Source organism: Winogradskyella wandonensis, assembly GCF_004346845.1.
Classification (GTDB): domain Bacteria; phylum Bacteroidota; class Bacteroidia; order Flavobacteriales; family Flavobacteriaceae; genus Winogradskyella; species Winogradskyella wandonensis.
Map to the genome: position 1 here is coordinate 59,232 of NZ_SMGI01000002.1, position 20,116 is coordinate 79,347.

The following is a 20,116-nucleotide window of genomic DNA, read 5'->3' on the forward strand; positions in this document are numbered from 1 at the left end:
TAGTTATACCTTTTCGTAACTAGATGCTTGTTCTATTTTGGGTATTCCTGCTTCAAAATGGCCAAGCTCTTTTTGTTCTTTTATAGCTCTTTCCACTTCTTCTTTAGTCACCTCTTGATTGGTATACAACCACTTTGCATTTAGTTTTATAAAATTTCCGAAGGCTAAAAATATTGGTAAAACAATAAGAGTCAAAACCGTTGCAAACCCTATACCGTAAGCAATAGAAACTGCCATAGGAATAAGGAATTGCGCTTGGCGACTTTCTTCAAAAATTAAAGGTGTAAGACCCGCAACCGTTGTAATAGACGTAAGGAATATGGCTCTAAAACGCGAACGTCCTGCTTCGTACAATGCTGCATCGAAAGACATACCTTCTTTTAAGTTGGTATTAAATTTTGAAATAAGCACTAAGCCATCATTGACCATAATCCCTATTAAGGCTATTATTCCTAAAAGTGATAATATATTAAGCGGAAAATCGTGAATCCAATGTCCCCATGCCACCGCAGGTAAACTTAAAGGAATAATTAACAGGAGAATTAAAGGTTGACTATAGCTTCTGAACGTAAAGGCAATAACCACATAAATCAAGACTAAGATAACCAAACCAACTGGTCCCAAAGAGTTTGTTAATTTTAGTCGCTCTCTGTTTTGCCCTTCGTAAGATGGTGTTACAGTTGGATATTTGGATAATATCTCTGGCATAACCTCATCTTTAATTTCTAACATAATATCTGCAGTACTTGTTTTCTTAGCATCTTTTACATCTGCAGTAACCTGAATCTCTCTTCTACCTTCTAAATGATTTATAGCCACATCGCCACGCTCTATGGTATAATCTGCAATTTCTCTTAACGGAATACGATTGCCTTGAGGCGTTACAATGCGCATATCATCGAGATTATTTATAGAAGACCTACTTTCTCTATTATATCTAACCCATACTCTTATCTCGTCTTGACCTCTTTGGAAGCGTTGCGCCTGAGCACCAAAAAAAGCAGCTCTTACTTGGCTCATTACGGTTCTTAAATCCAAGCCTAATGCATAAGCACTTTCTTTTAATTTTAATCGTATTTCTTTAATACCGGCTGGGTCGTTGTCCGCTACGTCTTTGAGTAATGCATTATTCTCTAGGTAATCTTTAAGCTCTTTTTTTACTGCTTTTAAGTCGGCTATATTATTACCCAAAAGTGAAACAGATACTGGATTACCACCAAAATTTCCGCCACCACCATAGACCAAACTTTCCACTCCTAAAACTGGACCAACACGCTCGCGTAGTTTGTTAGTCACTAGTTGTGTTGTAATTTCGTTAGGACGCTCTTCACCAGGTAATAAATTGATTTCTAAACGTGCCGTAGAAGAGCCAGGACCAATAGTCTTTATCATGTTCTCTACCAAGTACTTTTCAGAATCTGCTCCAAGATACTCATCATTAATCTCCTTTGTCACTTCTACAGCCTTCTCTTCGATAAATGAAATAATGCTATCAGTTACCTTTTCGTTAGTTCCGTTCGGCATATTTAAATCTACAGCCACTCTATCACTTGCTATTTGAGGAAAAAATGAAACTCTGATAATTCCGCCACCGATACTAGAAAACGTGAGTATCATAAAAACCACAAAAAAGGAGAAGGTCAAGAACTTATACTTAAGCGAGAATCTAAGACAAGGACTATAAAGGTTATCCCTAAGCCAGTTCATTATTCGTTCACCAAACGTATTGATATAACGTAACTTTGAAAACGCACGTTGAAAAAATCCAGCAATACCCATTTTTTCTTTTTTACTTTCTGCCCGCAAGGCTTTAGAGTGTGCTAAATGTGCTGGAAGAATAATTAAAGCCTCTACCAAAGACACCACCAATGTTAAAATAACAACCACAGAAACCTCTCCGAAGAATTCCCCTATTCGTCCATCAAGGAATAGAAATATACCAAATGCTAAAACTGTAGTTAAGATTGCTGAAATTATAGCTGGAAGCACCTCCATTACCCCATCTATTGCAGCTTGCTCTGGTGATTTTCCTTTCTCGTATTGCTGGTATATATTTTCGGCAATAACAATGCCATCATCTACCAAAATACCAATAACGATTATCATCCCAAAGAGCGATAATACGTTAATGGTTACATTAAAATAACCTGCGAACATAAACATTCCCAAGAATGCTATTGGTAATCCAAAGGCTACCCAAAACGCCAATCTGGTGTTTAAGAATAACGACAGGAATATGAGTACTAAAATAATCCCTGCAACTGCGTTTTCCGTTAGTAGTTGTGTACGTTGAACCAATGTAGTCGATAAATCTCTTACCACATTAAGCTTTACATTTTCGTACTTCTGATTAAACTCTTCAATATAGGCTTTGGTCTTATCTGCTGAAGAAATTAAATCCTCGGAATTGGTACTTGTAATAGTTACAGATATAGATAGATTATTATCGTAAAAACTAGCATTTGGCGTTTCCGAAAATTGGTCTCTAACATTTGCAATATCTTTTAGCTGAATTTTACGACCAGAAGGGTCTGATTTTACAATGAGGTTAGATAATTCGTCTGCATAATACGAGCGGTTGTTAGCTCTTATTAAATATTCTTCAGCGTCTGTTTTTATAGTTCCGCCTGTGGTTATTAGACTAGCCTGATTAACCGCTTGTGCTACTTCCGTAAACGTTAGATTATAAGCTAGTAAACTATTCTCGTCTACAGCAATTTCTATTTCTTCTTGCGGGTAGCCCGAAATTGAAATTTGAGATATGCCATCTATTCCTCTTAAATCATTTTCGACCTGTCTTCCTATTTGTTTTAAGGTCGCTAGAGGAATGTTACTACCACTAATAGCAAAGGTAATTGTAGGTCTTAAATTTTCTTGCTTAGCAACGATTAAGGGTTCCATTCCAACAGGAAATGATGGTACGCGGTCAACCGCATTTTTTACTTCAAGAAGCATAAAATCGATATCTCTGCCTTTTTCGATTTCTACATTTATCGTTCCGCTATTTTCTCTAGAAGTTGAAGTCACGCGCTCAACGCCATTAAGCCCTTTTAGGTTGTCTTCAATTTTAAGTACTATACCTTCTTCGACCTCTTGCGGTGATGCACCTGGATAGGTTACATTAATACTTATATTTTTAGAATCGACTAAAGGAAAAAAAGAAGATTTAAGTTTTGAAGCTCCAAAAATTCCGAATATCAAAAAAGCAAAAATCACCACGTTCACTGCGACGCTGTGCTTAATAAAATATGTTATCAGCTGTCTCATCGTTAGTTTTCTGAAGATGCGTTAGTTGAAACACTTTCAGTAGTAGTTTTATATGGTTTTACAGACATACCTGCGTATGCTCCAGGAACAGGCTTAGACAATATCACCGTTCCGTTAGGCACATCTTTTAGTACTGCTTTTGTATCCGAAAAATAGACAGGATTTACATCTATAATATCTAAAATACTATCTCTGACAACAAAAATTCTATTACCATCTTGCACTAGACTTCTGCTTACCTCAATAGCATTAGCTTCGGACTTCGCATTTAGATTTGCCTCTAAATACATACCTTCTTTTAGGTCGCTACTTTTTACTTCGATATAGGCATTAATCGTTTGTGTTGTAGCATCAATACTTCCATTTACTCTAGAGACTTTTCCGGTGAAAGTTTGTGTTTTTTCAAGATTATTCAAAGCAACAGTTTCTCCAACCTTTAATAGATTGGCATAGCTCTTACCCAATGCAACTTCCATTTCGTAAACGGTTGGGTCTATATATTCACCTAGTTTTTGTCCGTTTCTTATTAATGAGCCTTCAGTAACTAAAGCCTCTGTTAATATTCCTGAAAATGGCGCACGAATATTGAATTTTGACAACCGTTGTTCTAAATTTTTAACCGTGTAATAATTAGTAACAATACCTCGACCTGTAATAAAATAATTTTCCTTTTCTGAAGTCATTTCAGGAAGCTTAGGCGTGGTTTTATCTAAATTAAATCCGTTGAGATAGTTTTGCCATTTAGGAAAAACCTCAGGAAAATCCAGCCTTAAATCTGGCATTATCGCCGCAATAGAATTATACAACACACTCTTTGCAGACTGTACGCTAGCATAATATTCAGAAGCATCTACTTTGATTAGCGTTTGTCCTTGTTTGTATTCTTGACCAGGACGAAATAATTTTCCTGTTGACTTAAAAACACCTTGAACTTCGGAATACAGTTCTACACGTCTTTTAGCCACCAAATTACCATTAGTTGATATGATAATAGGAACCGTGCTATTGACTACTGTATCTGTAAAAACTGTTTTTACAACTTTGGCTGGAACTGGCCTTTGTTTCTTTTTGCTATTAGCAATTTCTTTTCCAATAAAAATGGCACCTATAATAAGAACAACGCCCAAGACGGAAAGAATAATATTTCGCATTCGATGGTTATTTAGATCACAAATTTACCTATAACCAAAGGTGGGCTTCGTTAAAATAATCTTAATTGTTAAAATTGAGTGAGTCTATTGACTCTTGTACGTTCTCCCAATCTTCCATAAGTTGGTCTAAGTCTTTCTTTTTAGATTGATATGCATCAAAGAAATCAGGATTAGCAGCCGTTTCGTCATAATTTGTAGCTAACGCCACATCGTCTTCTTTTATCGCCTTTTCTAAGGCATTAATTTTAGACTCGATATTACTCAACTTATTGTTTAAAGATTTTAGTTTCTTTTGGTCTTCGTAGCTCTGCTTGTTGTCTTTTACCTTTTCAGTTTTGGTAACTACGGTTCGTTTTTCAGCTTCGCGGAGATTTTCTAAATTACGTTGTTCTAGATAGTAATCAATATCTCCTAAATACTGTTTTATTTTCTGGTCTTTAAACTCATAAATTGTTTGGGTTAATCCTTGCAAAAAATCTCTATCATGAGAGACCAGAATTAGCGTGCCTTCAAACTTTTTTAAAGCGTCTTTTAAAACGTTTTTAGATTTGATATCTAAGTGGTTTGTTGGCTCATCCATAATGAGGACATTCAACGGCTGTAATAATAATTTGGCTAATGCCAATCGGTTTCGTTCGCCTCCAGAAAGCACGCGAACATATTTGTCTACCTCTTCGCCTCGAAACAAAAACGAACCCAAGATGTCTCTTACCTTAGAACGATTGGTCTCGTTTGCAGCATCAATCATCGTATCTAAAACGGTTTTACTTCCGTCTAAATATTCGGCTTGATTTTGGGCAAAATAGCCTATTTGCACATTGTGTCCCAAAGTAAGTTTTCCGCTATGCTCAATTTCGCCAACAATAATTTTAGCCAACGTAGATTTACCTTGACCATTCTGACCAACAAAAGCTGTTTTAGTATCTCTTGGGATGCTTAAACTTACATTATGAAGCACTTGTAAATCGCCGTAATGTTTAGATACATTTTCGACCTCAACCACTACCTTTCCAGGAACAACAGAGACTGGAAAATTAAGTGTCATTACCGCATTGTCTTCTTCATCGACCTCGATAAGGTCCATACGCTCTAACTTCTTAATTAAGGATTGAGCCATTGTGGCTTTAGAAGCTTTAGCGCGGAATTTTTCTATAAGCTTTTCGGTTTGCTGAATTTGCTTTTCTTGATTCTTTTGCGTGGCTAATTGCTGTTCTTTTATATCTTTTCGAAGCTCTAAAAACTTTGTGTAAGGCTTATTATAATCGTAAATACGACCCAATGAAATTTCTATGGTGCGGTTAGTTACATTATCTAAGAACATCTTATCGTGCGACACAATCACGACCGCTCCTGGATAGTTTTTTAAAAAATTCTCTAACCATATGATAGACTCAATATCTAAATGGTTTGTAGGCTCATCCAACAATAACAAATCGTTATTTTGAAGGAGAAGTTTAGCCAACTCAATTCGCATTCGCCAACCACCAGAAAAGGTGTCGGTAAGTTTATTGAAATCGTCGCGTTTGAAACCTAGACCTTGAAGAATTTTTTCGGTTTCGCCCTGATAATTATATCCTCCTAAAATCTCGTATTGATGCTGAATCTCGTTTAAATCAATCATTAACTGATTGTACGATTCGCTTTCGTAATCTGTGCGTTCTGCTAATTGGGTGTTTATAGTTTCGAGTTGATTTTCTAACGCTTTAATCTCTTTAAAGGCTTCGTAAGATTCTTCTAGTACTGTTTTTCCGAAATCGAAATCTATGTCTTGCTTAAGAAATCCAATCTTTAAATCTTTATCTGCGGCTATTTGCCCTGTATCTGCTTCCTGCTCCTTAGACAAAATCCTAAGCATGGTTGATTTCCCAGCTCCGTTTTTACCAATAAGCCCCACACGGTCACCATTTCCTAGTTTAAACGTAATATCTTCAAAAAGGTATTCGCCTTGAAAAGAAATAGAAAGGTTATGAATATTAAGCATAAGTTTTAAATATATTCAGATAACGAAAAACGTTACAATTGTTACAATACCATAACATCTAAAAATTATCTTTGTATGGTATTGAAAAAACGCAAAAGTAAAGGTTTTATATATGTTTGGAAAAGGAAATAAGATTTATAGTATTATCACTGGCGCTTGCCCTAAATGCCATCAGGAATCTATGTACATCGAAAAGAATCCATATATAATTTCAGATACTTTAAAAATCCATGACCGTTGTTCGAATTGCCAAACTAAATACAGAATGGAGCCTTCGTTTTTTTATGGTTCGATGTACGTAAGTTACGCGGTAGGAATTGCTTTTGCCGTTGCCGCTTTTATCATAACATTTGTTTTAATAGAAACCTCTTTGGTAACAGCTTTTATTGCTATCGTAGTAACGCTTATAGCATTTATGCCCATAATTATGCGACTGTCTCGAAATATTTGGATAAACCTATTTATGAGTTTTGATAAGTCTTTGGTGAATAAAAAAACTAAGGCAAATCGTCTTTGAATCTGTTAATATCTATTTCGGAATCTAAAGCAATATCTTTTTCTATAAAGTTGAATAGCTTTTTGGCCACATAAGGTCCAATCATAACGCCACGAGTTCCTAAACCATTAAGTACATACAGATGCTTATGTTCTTGATGCCTTCCAACTAGCGGCCGTCTGTCTTTTACTGTTGGCCTGATACCAGCACTATGTTCCACGACTTCAAAATCGCAAGTAATAAAAGTTTTTAGCTTAGTTAGGAGCTCTTCCTTAGCCTTTTCTGTCGGTTGATTGGTTTTATCTGTCCATTCGTAAGTTGAACCCACTTTATAAAAATCGTCCCCAATTGATATAATAAATACCGAGGACTTTATCGCTGTATCTAATTTAAGTTTTGGTGCCTTTATGGTTAAAACTTCGCCTTTAGTACCATTAAGTGGAATATGATTAAAATATGGGTTTTTTTTAACGCCATAACCTTCTGCAAAAACAATATGCTTGGCCGTTAAATCCTTGTAAGCACAATCTATTTCGGACACATCAAGCGCCTCGTAATTAAATGCATCTTCCCTAATACTATCTTTATCTCTAAGGTCTTTTTTATAAACTGAAATTAAATGTTCTGTGTCAACTCGACCAGCTTGGAGGACTTCTCCAAGGCCAAATGAAGCATCTATATACGGATTTGTATTTTTTATAATCTCGGCAGATAAAAATGGCTCTAAAGCGGGTTTGTCTGAAGCTGTAAACCAAAGATTTTGCTCCTCAATAGAACTAAAGCGTCTGTAAATGGGATGCTGGTAATCTACTTGTGTATTTAGTTCTTCTTCAATTTTAGCGTATGTCGGCAGAGCTATATCTAACTGTTCTTTAGCTTTCCAAACCTCTGAAAAACGTTTTAAAATTACTGGATTGTATAATCCGGCAGCGACTATAGATGATTGTTGGGACGCATCGTCAAAAACAATAAAGCTTTTGTTATAAGCTTTTAAAACTTCACAAAACGATATACCTGCCAAGCCACAACCGACTATTATGTAATCTACGTTCTTCATTATGCAAAACTATTGAAAATTAATACCGTCGTAAAATATCAGCTAAAAAAAACGCCCACCAAAAAGTGAGCGTTTCTAATTATTGTCAACATAGAATTAATAATTCCACATGTCTTGTTCGAAATTTCGAATCTTTTCTTTAATACGTTGAGACTCGAGCAACTGCATTAAGGCGTTATCCTTAATGTAGTCCTTAACTTCTCTGTCTCCATACACATTTTCTTCCTTATACATATATCCATTAAATCTTCTTGAATTAAGAATATGGTCGAAAGAGATTGGCATTGCACTATTTTTCTCATTAAATGCTTTAGACTCGTGTAAAATACCTCTTGCTTCTGGATAAAATACCCAAAATAAAGGTACTGGCTCGTTGTTAGCCTCGTCATCAGAATCAATGTAATTGATGTCTGGTGCCGCTGGACCTATAGCCAATAAACGGTATTTCATTTCGCCTTGACGCTTATCGAAATACCAAAGCCCTTTTAATAAGTATGCTTTTATATCGTAAGCTTCTATATCACGCTTTGTAATATATTCTGGGTCTACATAGCCATCGGCGTTAAATTGATCAAAACCAATATCTAAGGTATCTATTTTTTGCATGGATTGCTTAAGTTCCTCATAAGTACGCTCTTGTGAGAAATAAGAATCTGCGTATACCTTTGGGATATCTCCAGACTTTACAGCGTTCCATAACACGTGAAATAAAGATCTACGATCTGGTCCAATGTTATTAGTGTCTACTGGATAATAAAGCGGAAAGTTTACGCGCTCATCTAAAACCACTTTTTCCCAAGTCATTTTAGAGTATAAGCGATCTCTATCGTCTACATATCCGTACTCCAAAGGTTCGTCATTATCTAAAAGCAATTGCTCTTCGGTTTTGACACCTATTTCTTCTGGAATCTTAGCATTAAGGATATTTGCTTGTGCAAACACACCATTGATAGTTATGATTCCAAGACCAGTTAATAATAATTGCTTTAATTTCATTTTTAAATCTGTTTTAAACGTTTGAGGCTAATTTTAAACGTGTATAGCTTCAATATATTTTAGTTAGCTAACTCAATAACAACTGGTGTTACAGTTTTAATACGTATTGGGTTATTTGGTGCTTTTGCTTTGATATTGATAAACTGAACAATATCACCTCTACGTGCAGAACGTAATGCGTTCTTAGCTGCAGAGTTTAATCTATTACCTGTACAGTTTACAGAAGGCTTACCAGGTACTTTCATTGTAAATGAAACTACATTTAACGGAAGACTAAAATCGAAATCATCACCAAAGTCTGCAGAAAGCTTACCAATCTCTACGTTGTTTCTTGGTAATTTAGCATTACCTACCTGACCATTAAATGCGCCTATTGGCTTTGGTAAATCTTTAATTCTAAATACCTTACTATCAGTTGCTGTAGAACCGTCATCAAGTGTACCAGTTACAGAAATCTTAACTTCTCTACCTGATTGTGGACGCATTACGTACTTACCACCAGAACCAGAAAGACCAGGCGCAGATGCTTTTACCTTATTATCAGGAACTCCAGCGAAAGAAATTGTCATTGGGTTTTCTACACCACGATAGACTACATTCATTTTATCTGCTGAAATCGTTGCCGAGTTTGGTCTTGGTACAACTACGTAGTTAGCATCTATAATAGGAATTTCTAATTGTTCTCCATTCTCTAAGAAGGTGAATTTACCTTCTATTTTGTGCTCTCCTACGTTACCAACATTAAAGTCTAAACGTGCTGCACCTGTAGAATCGATGACTTTAGAAACATCGTATTTTTTACCGTTCACTTCAAGAGCTGTTGGTGGTACATTTGCATATTTACCGATTACTACTCTACCTTGGAACTTCTCACCTGCAAAGAAAGCTGATTTATCAGCTAACACAATAGCCTTGTACTTATCTAAAGATGTGGCCTCAACAGCCGCATTTCCTAAGAATAAGTTATTTAAATCCGCTTGAGTTACTTTAACATCATTTTGCATCGCTGTAAGCTTAGTGTAAGATGCAATAGAAGGGAATCCTTTGAAGTGGTATTCTAACCATCTTTGAGGTGTGGCTAATTTTTCTTTACCTTTTATATCAGAAATATCAAACTTCTTTTCAAAATTTTCAATGAACTTGGTGTAATATTGATCCACACCCAAAATATCTTTGATTTCATTCTTATACTGCTCTACTGCAGCCATAAATTTTTCACCTTCTTTGGTTAAGCGATCGCCCGTAAACCACTTTTCATCAAGTTTATCACCTTTTTTCATTTTCTCAAAAGGTAAACGACCTGTTTCTGGTTCTACTTCGTAATCTCCCATTCTAAGGATATCTTTCTTTTGTTCTTCAATAAAATTGAAAAACTTATCAGAAACTATACTTACTTGTTGAGCTTTGTTTGAAGCTGCTGCAAATTCTTTAGGATTTTCTTCTCCCTTAGTCTTTAGGTTAGCTAGTAATTTAGCATTCATGTCTGTTGTAACCTCGTTAGCTGCTTCAAATTTTTCTTCCATCAACCCAAAGGCTGATAAAACTTCTGGAGCTACAGTCATTGCCATAATAGCAATAAACACGAGGTACATTAAGTTAATCATTTTCTGCCTTGCAGATATTTTTCCTTGTCCTGCCATAATTAGTTTTTTGGTTAATTAAATATGTTATACTTAAAAACTAATTAGTTCTTGTTCATTGCAGACAACATTCCACCATATACACCATTTAAAGATGATAAGTTAGATGCTAATGATTGCATTTGTTCTTTTAATTTTGTAGCATTTTCTACAGCCTCTTCGTTGATTGCTGCTTGTCTGTTAGCTGCTTCCATTTGTACTTTATACAAACTGTTTAAAGATTCCATCTGTGCTGCTGCTAAAGACATTTCTTCGCTATATTTCTTTTGTGCTGCCATAGAATCTACAGTAGGGTTAAGATTTTTAGCTGCTCCCTCGAAATTTTTGATGCTATCACCAAGGCTAGCCATTAACTCGCCATCAATCTTAGCTTCTTTAAGTAAACTATCTAACTTTTTAGATAACAAACCTTCTGCATCTTTCGGGTCTTCTTTAGCCTTTTTAGCTTTTGCTGAACCACCTTCTAATTCAGGATATACAAGTGACCAATCTAGTTCGTCTTCTTGCTTTTCGAATGCAGACCATGCAAATACTAGTGCCTCTACAATCATACCAATTGTTAATAGCTCACTACCAAGTGGCCAGTTTTGAATTTTAAATAGCGCTCCAACAATAACAATTGCAGCTCCCATTCCATATACAAAGTTTGTTAACGTACGTTTTCCTTTTTGTGCCATAATTTTAGTTTTTAGTTTCACCGAGTGATTTAACCCTCAGTAAGTAGGTTTAGTTTATAGTTATTATTTATTTTTTGCATTTTTAGTGACTTCTGTACCCATGTAATCTTGTACAGTTCTAAAGCCGATATAACTTCTTGCAGAGTCTGCATATTCGTAATCTCTAGAGCTTACTTGTAAATAGTAGGCTACATCTTTCCAAGATCCTCCGCGCACAACTTTACGCTGGTTATTTTTATCGTTTACACTTGGATTGATACTAGACATAAACTCGTAAGAAGATGTCGAATACGAGCTATTAACCCATTCTGAAACGTTCCCTGCCATATTATACAAGTTGAAATCGTTTGGCTCATATGCATCTGCCTCTACAGTATATAAAGCTTGGTCAGCTGCGTAATCTCCACGAAGTGGTTTAAAATTAGCCATAAAACAACCGCGGTCGTTCAACGTGTAGTTATTACCCCAAGGATAGGTTGCTCCTTGTAATCCACCACGAGCAGCATATTCCCATTCTGCTTCATTAGGTAGTCTATATACATTTACAGGTTGTCTTTTTCTATCTTTTTGGTAATTATTATGGTAAATAGTTCTCCACTGACAGAACGCTTTAGCTTGATCCCATGATACACCTACCACTGGATAATCTCCATAAGCATCGTGCCAAAAATAATCATTGTGCATTGGCTCGTTATAAGAGTATGCAAAATCACGAATCCATACTGTTGTATCTGGATACACCATTATCTCTCTCTGTTCGATAACATCAGATCTTTTTAAAGATGGGTCTTTTGCCGCCGCTTGGATATCCATTTCTGTGTATTTAAACACAAACTGAGACACATCCCAAGAACGCTGACCGTTATAAGACTCTTCTAAAGGCAAATACATATTGTCCATTACTTCAGAGTACAGCTCGTCTGGATAATCTTCTGTATCGAAAATTAAGTCGATGTCTTTATTGATAACGCGTTGTTCGTTACCATAAGTCTCTATCATGTATTTTTGATATGGACTAAGATTTGCTGTATCTGCATCTTTATAAGCAAACTCTCCAATTCCTCCATCTCCAGGAACTTTTCCTTCTAAATCTGCCATCTCAGCAAGATTTTCTCTAATAATGTTATCTCTTACATCTTCGACGAACTGTCTGTACTCACTATTTGTGATTTCTGTTTCGTCCATGTAAAATGCTCTAACCGTAGCAGTTTTAGTTGGTGAATCTTGCATTCCGGCTAAATCATCATCAGATTTACCCATAATAAATGCACCTCCAGGAATAAGCGTCATTCCATAAGGTTTTTCCGGGTGCCATCTTTTACCTTTTGCGCCAACAAGTTGTCCGCGGTCTCCAGAGTTACAGCTTACCATAAAAGCCAACACTGTGATTAGTAAAACAAGCTTATTAATTTTCATAAAACTATAGGTTTAATTAGTATCCTTCAATTTTGAGTTGGTAAACATATTTCAATTAATCGGAAAAAACAACTTTTTTCTATTTTTTTTTGCACTTTATCCTCAAAAAAGGGTATTTCGTCGATAAAAATAATGTTAAGACTCGATGAAATGCATATTTTAGAAGTTATTCTTCCTGTAGGCTTTATACCATCTTTCTGGTATTTTACCAGAGGTTGCATCTACGTAATCGTCGTATGCGCATGGTAATAACGTATGCTTTTTTAATTTATTATTAAGATTTGCTAAAAAAGGAATTTCTATCCACCAGCGTCCCGTTTTTATACTTTTAAAGAATATAAGCTCTTCATCTTCAACAAGTACATTGTATTTTTGATAGTTATTGGAATTTACAAAATCGTCATCTTTAACTCTGCAATTAACGCCTTCAATAAAATACCACATCATTTGAGAGATAAGCATCGCCGTTATGTCATCCTTTGGTGCATAATGGTATTCGTATATACCAAAGGAAGATACTTTATTGCTTATGCCCGCATAACGTGTAATGGCACAAATCTCTTTTCCGTCTAAACCATTTGGTGTAAACTTTAGACGCTCACCGACTTCCGCTGCTCTAACAGATTTTAAATCTACCGTTACGATGTGAGCATCTCTCATTATTGGCTCTACTGCATGAATGTTTTTAGAAACCTCTCCTAAGCGATAGGCTTCAAAATACAAACGCTCCATCAAATCTATTTCTTCTTGAGAATTGAAATAGGTTTGGTAACCTAACGTAGAGTAATTAAATAAGTTATAAGGCTCCTCCGTAATTATCTTACCTAAATAACTGTTGTTCTTAATAGGTAAAGACGAATCGCCTAGATCGAAATTCGTATCGACACTTACAATATTAACCATTGGCTGAAGACTATCGTAAGCTCTATAATTGGCGTAGGTTAAATCTTGACTGCCTCCTAATATTATAGGTATAATCCCTTTTTCTATAAGTAACTCTGTAGTGGTCTTTAAAGCAAAATAACTGTCTTCCACTGATTCGCCAGGCTCAATATCGCCTAAATCTGCTATAGTTGTGTGCCAATTCCCTGGAAAAAGACTGTACAATGTTTTTCTTATATCGTCAAAATTCAGAGTTGCACCAATATAATTGACATCGTTTCGATTTTCCTTAACACCAACTATGGCGATTTTAACATCATCTAAGTCTGGAATGCCATTTTGCTCTGAGTGAATTTTAACTTTCTTTCCTATGGTTTGCTGTGATAATAACTCGGTATGTGCTAACACTAAATCCGAAACTGGGGAGAGAAAATTAAAATTCATTAGCAGTTATTTTTTTGAAGTTGTTTTCTTTTTGGTGGTCTTTCTTTTGGATGCTTTTTTCTTTGGAGCATTTTTTTCTAGAATTGCCTGAGCTTCTTCTAATGTCATATCGCTAACATCAACAGTCTTTGGCAATTCAACTTTTTGCTTACCTTTAATTACATGGTGTCTTCCCCATCTTGCTTTTTCTACACGTACACCTTCTTCTTCCCAAACATGAATAAGCTTATCCTTTTCTTTTTGTATTTTATCTTCGATTAAAGTAACGATATCTTCCTCAGATAAATTATCCCAATCATATTTTTTATTCACATTAATAAACATATTGTTCCATTTAATAAATGGCCCAAAACGTCCTTTTCCTTTTATTACATCTAATCCTTGATACGTATATATAGGTGCGTCTGCTTTTTCTTTCTCTTTAATATACGCTACAGCTTCGTCGAAATCTACACTTAATGGATCAACTCCTTTTGGTAAGGAAACGAATTTTTTTCCAAAACGCACATAAGGTCCGTAGCGTCCATTATTCACCTCAACTTCTTCTTCTTTATAGTGACCTAAAGATTTTGGAAGTTTAAACAAGTCCATAGCTTCCTCGAAGGTAATAGAACTCAATTGTTGGTCTGGAGAAAGACTTGCAAATTTTGGCTTCTCTTCTTCTTCTACTGTCCCTATTTGCACCATTGGCCCAAATTTACCTAGACGTACGCTAACTTGGCGGCCACTTTCTGGATCTACACCCAAGACACGTTCACCTGATTCGCGCTCGGCATTTTCTTTTACATCTTCTACTTGTGGATGAAATCCTTTGTAGAAATCCTTCATCATAGCTCGCCAATCTTCTTTACCCTCGGCAATATCATCAAAACTCTCTTCTACTTTCGCCGTAAAATTATAATCAAGAATACTTTCAAAATGATTCACAAGGAAATCCGTAACAATCATTCCAATATCTGTTGGTACTAATTTACCTTTATTCGAACCTGTAATTTCGGACAACTGCTTTTCTTTAATATTGTCGTCCTCAAAAACAATTTGTTTGTAGTTACGCTCTTCGCCTTCGCTTGTTCCTTTTTCTATATAATTTCTATTTTGTATGGTAGAAATTGTTGGTGCGTAAGTCGATGGACGACCAATACCCAATTCCTCTAGTTTTTTTACTAGAGATGCCTCTGTAAAACGAGATGGTGGTCGTGTAAAACGCTCGGTTGCCGTGATGTAGTTGCTATCTAATGCCTCGCCAACTTTTAAATCTGGTAAAATCCCTTCTTGCTCTGTATCTTCGTCGTCTGTGCCTTCTAAATATACTTTTAGAAAACCTTCGAATGTGATGATTTCTCCGCTAGCAGTAAATTGCTCGCTTACCGCCTTATCAGAATTTATCCGAATCTTAAGGTTGGTACGCTCCAATTTAGCTTCACTCATTTGTGATGCGATAGCACGTTTCCATATAAGCTCATATAATCTCGCTTGATCACGCTCTGCATTAACAGAATGACTTGCAAAATTTGTTGGTCGAATGGCTTCGTGAGCTTCTTGCGCACCTTTGCTTTTTCCTTTATAATTACGTGGTTTACTAAACTCTGTACCGTAAGCGCTTATAATTTCATTTTTTGCGCCTTGCTTAGCCTCGTCAGAAAGATTAACACTATCGGTTCTCATATACGTAATTAAACCCGCTTCGTACAAACGTTGTGCATTGCTCATTGTACGACTAACTGAAAAGCCTAATTTTCTAGAAGCCTCTTGCTGTAACGTAGATGTTGTAAATGGTGGCGCTGGCGATTTTTTTGCTGGCTTTTTCTGAAGGTCTGCAACGTCGTAAGAAGCGCCAATATTATTCTTTAAAAACTGAACTGCCTCTTCTTCTGTATCAAAATTCTTAGGTAATTTTGCCTTAAACGTAGAGCCGTTTGCTGTTTTAAATTCGGCATCGACCCTGTAAGTGGCATCCGTTTTAAATTTCTCTATTTCTCTCTCGCGTTCTACAATTAATCTTACCGACACCGATTGAACACGACCAGCAGACAATCCGCCTTTAACCTTACGCCATAATACTGGAGACAATTCATAACCAACAATTCTATCTAAAACGCGTCTTGCTTGTTGCGCATCTACCAAATTATAATCAATACTTCTTGGGTTTTCTATGGCTTTTTGGATAGCACTTTTTGTAATTTCATGAAAAACAATTCGTTTGGTTTTCTCTTTATCCAAGCCTAAACTTTCTGCCAAATGCCATGCAATGGCTTCCCCTTCTCTATCCTCATCACTCGCTAGCCAAACAATCTCTGCTTTCTGGGCTAAATCCTTTAGTTTTTTTACAATATCTTTTTTGTCTTTAGAGACTTGATATTTTGGCTTGAAATCACCCTCGACATCTACACCCAACTCTTTGGAAGGCAAATCTGCGATATGACCAAAACTAGACTCGACTTTAAAGTCTTTCCCTAGAAATTTTTCTATGGTTTTGGCTTTTGCAGGTGACTCAACTATAACTAAATTCTTTGGCATTATTACTTTTTTTTGAGGGTACAAATGTATATCAAAAAAAATATACCAACCTAATTATGGTTAAATACAGCTAAAAATTAAGCCCTATTTAACTAATAAAAATACACACTGAAGCTCTATTAATAAAACAAATTACTACTGCCACTTTGTCACAATCATTCATTTATTCTTATCTTTGCATGCTTATTGACACACGAAACAGAATTCCATTTATACTGGAAAACACCTATGGAAAAAATTATTGATGAAAATAAACAAGGTGAACGCCTAGTTATTGAAGCTAAAGATGGTAATACCAAAAAACTTTTTATTGAAAGTTATGGTTGCCAAATGAATTTTAGCGATAGTGAGATTGTAGCATCAATTTTATCTCAAGAAGGATTTAATACCACAAATACACTTGAGGAAGCCGATTTAGTACTTGTAAATACTTGTTCAATTAGAGATAAAGCAGAACAGACTGTTCGTAAACGTTTAGAAAAATACAACGCCGTAAAAAAAGATAAGAATCCAAAAATGAAGATTGGCGTTCTTGGTTGTATGGCCGAACGTTTAAAAAGTAAATTTCTTGAAGAGGAAAAAATGGTAGATTTGGTCGTTGGACCAGATGCTTACAAAGATTTACCAAATCTTATAGAAGAGGTTGAGGATGGCAGAAATGCTATAAACGTAATTTTATCTAAGGAAGAAACTTATGGCGATATTGCTCCTGTAAGACTTAATAGTAATGGTGTTACAGCCTTTGTTTCCATTACTCGTGGTTGTGATAATATGTGTACATTCTGTGTTGTTCCTTTTACCAGAGGACGCGAGCGCAGCCGAGAACCGCAATCTATAATCGAAGAAATTAATGATTTAGCAAAAAGAGGATTTAAAGAGGTTACGCTTCTTGGCCAAAATGTAGATAGTTATTTATGGTATGGTGGTGGACTTAAAAAAGATTTCGACAAAGCCTCTGAAATACAAAAAGCAACAGCTGTAAATTTTGCAATGCTTTTAGACATGTGTGCTAAAGCACAGCCAAAAATGCGTTTTCGTTTTTCAACGTCCAACCCACAAGATATGACGCTTGATGTTATCGAAACCATGGCAAAGCATAGAAATATCTGTAAATACATTCATTTACCAGTACAAAGTGGTAGTAATCGTATTTTAAAAGAAATGAATCGCCTTCATACCCGCGAAGAATATTTTGAATTGATTGATAACATAAAACGTATTATTCCAGAAGTAGCCATAAGTCAAGACATGATTGCTGGTTTCCCTACAGAAACAGAAGAGGACCACCAAGACACATTGAGCTTAATGGAATATGTAAAATATGATTTTGGTTTTATGTTTGCCTATTCTGAGCGTCCTGGCACTCTGGCTGGTCGTAAAATGAAAGATGATGTGCCCGAAGAGGTAAAGAAAAGACGACTTAACGAAATTCAAGCTTTACAACGAAAACACAGTCATTACAATACGTTGAAGCAGGTAGGACAAACCCAAGAGGTACTTATAGAAAAAAGTTCGAAGAAATCGGATGCACACTGGTCTGGGAGAAATACACAAAACACAGTTGTGGTTTTCCCAAAAGAGCATTATAAAGTTGGTGATTTTGTGAATGTAAAAATTACAGATTGTACATCAGCAACCTTAATTGGTGAAGCTGTTGGGTACTCTGAAAATAATTAATATAAATAATGTCGCTTCGAGAACCTTAGCGACCAAATTATTTTTCTGGACACTGAGGTTCTCGAAGTGACTAGAATACCTAAAAAAAAGATTCCCGTTTATACGGAAAATGCCTATGGAATCAGTACAAGCCATAAAACAGCGTTTCGGTATCATTGGTAACGACCCAAAGCTTAATCGCGCCATCGAAAAAGCAATACAGGTTGCCCCTACCGATATTTCTATTTTAGTAACTGGAGAAAGCGGTGTTGGTAAAGAGAGTATTCCAAAAATAATTCATCAGCTATCGCATCGTAAACACGGAAAATATATAGCCGTAAACTGTGGTGCAATACCAGAAGGCACCATTGATAGCGAACTTTTTGGCCACGAAAAAGGTGCTTTTACTGGAGCTACACAAACACGCTCTGGCTATTTTGAAGTTGCGGATGGCGGCACCATATTCTTAGACGAAGTTGGCGAATTACCATTAACTACTCAAGTACGTCTGCTAAGAGTACTAGAAAATGGTGAGTTTATAAAAGTTGGCTCTTCTAAAGTTCAAAAAACAGATGTAAGAATCGTTGCTGCTACTAATGTTAATATGTTCGAGGCTATTAAAAAAGAACGCTTCAGAGAAGATTTATATTATCGTTTAAGTACTATTGAAATTAACCTTCCGGCATTGCGGGAACGTAAAGAAGATATTCATCTTTTATTCCGAAAATTTGCAAGCGATTTTGCTCTAAAATATAAGATGCCAACCATTAAGCTAACTGATGAGGCTGTACAATTATTATTGCGTTATCGCTGGAATGGAAATATCCGTCAGTTACGAAACGTAGCTGAACAAATTTCTGTGCTAGAACATAATCGTACGATTTCGGCTAATACTTTACAAACGTATTTACCAACTGGCGCTGGGCAGAATTTACCTGCGATAATCAAGGAGTCTAAATCCGAAAGCGACTTTAGTAACGAACGGGAAATTCTGTACAAGGTCTTATTTGATATGAAAAGTGACTTAAATGACCTTAAGAAGCTTACCATGGAACTAATGAAAAGTGGTAATGCTTCTGAAGTTCAGAAAGATAATGAAAGTTTAATTCAGAAAATTTATGGCAATGATGACGTTTCGGATTTTGAAGAGACCGTAGACGATTTATCTGTTTTAGCAATTCCCGAACATAAGGAAGAACTAATTGACGAAACAGTTACAAACAGCGACGATAAATATCACTTTGCAGAAGAGATTGAGGAAGAAGAAACATTGTCTCTGCAAGACAAAGAATTAGAATTAATTAAAAAATCATTAGAACGCCACAACGGAAAGCGTAAATTAGCCGCTGCAGAGTTGGGCATTAGCGAACGTACTTTATATAGAAAGATAAAGCAATACGATTTATAATTCGTTCGTTTTAGTAAAAAACAGCAATGAGAATATACAAATATATAAGCATAGTAGCACTTTTTCTTAGCCTGACAGGATGCGGCTTTTACTCATTTACTGGTGTAACTGATACGCCAAATTCGTTTCAGGTTAATTTCTTTCAAAATAATGCACCACTCATTGAGCCAGGTTTAGACATTCAGTTTACAAACGCGCTTCAAGACCTAATTCAAAACCAAACAAGCTCTAATCTTGTAACGTCTGGTGGCGAAGTTATTTTTGATGGAGAGATTGTAGAATATCGTATTAGTCCTACAACGGCAACTGCTAATAATAGAGCCGCTCAAAACAGACTTACAATAGGTGTTAATGTTAGGTATACAGATACTAAAGACGAAGAAAAAAATTTCGAGCAGCGCTTTTCGTTTTTTGTAGACTACGATGGTGATGCACTCTTAACAGGCAGTCAAAGAGACAGTGCTTGGGAAGAAATTTTCCAACGTATTACTCAAGATATTTTTCAAAAAGCTTTTGCAGATTGGTAAT

The 20,116-nt window shown here is 35.9% G+C and carries 14 protein-coding genes; 4 read left to right on the plus strand and 10 right to left on the minus strand.

Features of this window, described 5'->3' with window-relative positions; genetic code table 11:
- Nucleotides 1–3 precede the first annotated feature (3 nt).
- The 3 genes from DFQ05_RS05090 to DFQ05_RS05100 all read right to left on the minus strand — a co-directional run bounded on the left by DFQ05_RS05090 (nt 4) and on the right by DFQ05_RS05100 (nt 6,399).
- Nucleotides 4–3,267 carry an efflux RND transporter permease subunit gene (locus DFQ05_RS05090; RefSeq protein WP_132704270.1) on the minus strand — a complete coding sequence of 1,088 codons (3,264 nt, stop codon included), beginning with the start codon at nt 3,265–3,267 and terminating at the stop codon, nt 4–6.
- A gap of 2 nt (nt 3,268–3,269) precedes the next feature.
- The gene (locus DFQ05_RS05095; protein ID WP_132704272.1) at nt 3,270–4,418 is read right to left on the minus strand and encodes an efflux RND transporter periplasmic adaptor subunit; all 1,149 of its coding nucleotides are present in this window, start codon (nt 4,416–4,418) and stop codon (nt 3,270–3,272) included.
- Between the two features lie 61 nt (nt 4,419–4,479).
- Nucleotides 4,480–6,399: an ABC-F family ATP-binding cassette domain-containing protein gene (locus DFQ05_RS05100; RefSeq protein WP_132704274.1), complete on the minus strand. Its 1,920-nt coding sequence runs from the start codon at nt 6,397–6,399 to the stop codon at nt 4,480–4,482.
- A gap of 112 nt (nt 6,400–6,511) precedes the next feature.
- Between DFQ05_RS05100 and DFQ05_RS05105 the strand changes: the two genes are divergently transcribed.
- On the plus strand, nt 6,512–6,916 hold the full coding sequence (locus tag DFQ05_RS05105; protein ID WP_132704276.1) for a DUF983 domain-containing protein: 405 nt from the start codon (nt 6,512–6,514) through the stop codon (nt 6,914–6,916).
- Here DFQ05_RS05105 and DFQ05_RS05110 read toward each other — a convergent pair.
- The 7 genes from DFQ05_RS05110 to topA all read right to left on the minus strand — a co-directional run bounded on the left by DFQ05_RS05110 (nt 6,897) and on the right by topA (nt 16,524).
- Entirely contained in the window at nt 6,897–7,952 is a 1,056-nt protein-coding gene (locus tag DFQ05_RS05110) for an NAD(P)/FAD-dependent oxidoreductase (protein ID WP_132704278.1), read from the minus strand. The genes DFQ05_RS05105 and DFQ05_RS05110 overlap by 20 nt on opposite strands.
- Before the next feature lie 96 nt (nt 7,953–8,048).
- Nucleotides 8,049–8,948 carry a type IX secretion system ring subunit PorN/GldN gene (porN, locus tag DFQ05_RS05115; RefSeq protein ID WP_132704280.1) on the minus strand — a complete coding sequence of 300 codons (900 nt, stop codon included), beginning with the start codon at nt 8,946–8,948 and terminating at the stop codon, nt 8,049–8,051.
- A 59-nt stretch (nt 8,949–9,007) separates the two neighbouring features.
- Nucleotides 9,008–10,588 carry a type IX secretion system motor protein PorM/GldM gene (porM, locus tag DFQ05_RS05120; protein ID WP_132704282.1) on the minus strand — a complete coding sequence of 527 codons (1,581 nt, stop codon included), beginning with the start codon at nt 10,586–10,588 and terminating at the stop codon, nt 9,008–9,010.
- Between the two features lie 44 nt (nt 10,589–10,632).
- Nucleotides 10,633–11,265, minus strand: a complete 633-nt coding sequence (gene porL, locus DFQ05_RS05125) for a type IX secretion system motor protein PorL/GldL (protein WP_132704284.1) — start codon at nt 11,263–11,265, stop codon at nt 10,633–10,635.
- Between the two features lie 63 nt (nt 11,266–11,328).
- Nucleotides 11,329–12,675: a T9SS ring complex lipoprotein PorK/GldK gene (gene porK / locus DFQ05_RS05130; protein ID WP_479686040.1), complete on the minus strand. Its 1,347-nt coding sequence runs from the start codon at nt 12,673–12,675 to the stop codon at nt 11,329–11,331.
- 165 nt (nt 12,676–12,840) lie between these two features.
- Nucleotides 12,841–14,007, minus strand: a complete 1,167-nt coding sequence (locus DFQ05_RS05135; RefSeq protein WP_132704288.1) for a formimidoylglutamase — start codon at nt 14,005–14,007, stop codon at nt 12,841–12,843.
- 6 nt (nt 14,008–14,013) lie between these two features.
- Entirely contained in the window at nt 14,014–16,524 is a 2,511-nt protein-coding gene (gene topA / locus DFQ05_RS05140; protein ID WP_132704290.1) for a type I DNA topoisomerase, read from the minus strand.
- 228 nt (nt 16,525–16,752) lie between these two features.
- On the opposite strand from topA, the gene miaB reads away from it, so the two are divergent.
- The 3 genes from miaB (at nt 16,753) to lptE (ending at nt 20,115) form a co-directional block, all read left to right on the plus strand.
- A complete protein-coding gene (miaB, locus tag DFQ05_RS05145) occupies nt 16,753–18,201 on the plus strand; it encodes a tRNA (N6-isopentenyl adenosine(37)-C2)-methylthiotransferase MiaB (protein WP_132704292.1) in 1,449 nt (482 codons plus the stop codon).
- A gap of 115 nt (nt 18,202–18,316) precedes the next feature.
- A complete protein-coding gene (locus DFQ05_RS05150) occupies nt 18,317–19,588 on the plus strand; it encodes a sigma-54 interaction domain-containing protein (RefSeq protein WP_132704294.1) in 1,272 nt (423 codons plus the stop codon).
- Nucleotides 19,589–19,614: 26 nt separating this feature from the next.
- On the plus strand, nt 19,615–20,115 hold the full coding sequence (gene lptE / locus DFQ05_RS05155) for an LPS assembly lipoprotein LptE (protein WP_132704296.1): 501 nt from the start codon (nt 19,615–19,617) through the stop codon (nt 20,113–20,115).
- Nucleotide 20,116 lies beyond the last annotated feature (1 nt).

Coding starts and splice junctions, on each gene's coding strand:
- DFQ05_RS05090 (WP_132704270.1), bottom strand. CDS start 3,267: ATGAGACAGCTGATAACATATTTTATTAAGCACAGCGTCGCAGTGAAC.
- DFQ05_RS05095 (WP_132704272.1), bottom strand. CDS start 4,418: ATGCGAAATATTATTCTTTCCGTCTTGGGCGTTGTTCTTATTATAGGT.
- DFQ05_RS05100 (WP_132704274.1), bottom strand. CDS start 6,399: ATGCTTAATATTCATAACCTTTCTATTTCTTTTCAAGGCGAATACCTT.
- DFQ05_RS05105 (WP_132704276.1), top strand. CDS start 6,512: ATGTTTGGAAAAGGAAATAAGATTTATAGTATTATCACTGGCGCTTGC.
- DFQ05_RS05110 (WP_132704278.1), bottom strand. CDS start 7,952: ATGAAGAACGTAGATTACATAATAGTCGGTTGTGGCTTGGCAGGTATA.
- porN (WP_132704280.1), bottom strand. CDS start 8,948: ATGAAATTAAAGCAATTATTATTAACTGGTCTTGGAATCATAACTATC.
- porM (WP_132704282.1), bottom strand. CDS start 10,588: ATGGCAGGACAAGGAAAAATATCTGCAAGGCAGAAAATGATTAACTTA.
- porL (WP_132704284.1), bottom strand. CDS start 11,265: ATGGCACAAAAAGGAAAACGTACGTTAACAAACTTTGTATATGGAATG.
- DFQ05_RS05135 (WP_132704288.1), bottom strand. CDS start 14,007: ATGAATTTTAATTTTCTCTCCCCAGTTTCGGATTTAGTGTTAGCACAT.
- topA (WP_132704290.1), bottom strand. CDS start 16,524: ATGCCAAAGAATTTAGTTATAGTTGAGTCACCTGCAAAAGCCAAAACC.
- miaB (WP_132704292.1), top strand. CDS start 16,753: ATGGAAAAAATTATTGATGAAAATAAACAAGGTGAACGCCTAGTTATT.
- DFQ05_RS05150 (WP_132704294.1), top strand. CDS start 18,317: ATGGAATCAGTACAAGCCATAAAACAGCGTTTCGGTATCATTGGTAAC.
- lptE (WP_132704296.1), top strand. CDS start 19,615: ATGAGAATATACAAATATATAAGCATAGTAGCACTTTTTCTTAGCCTG.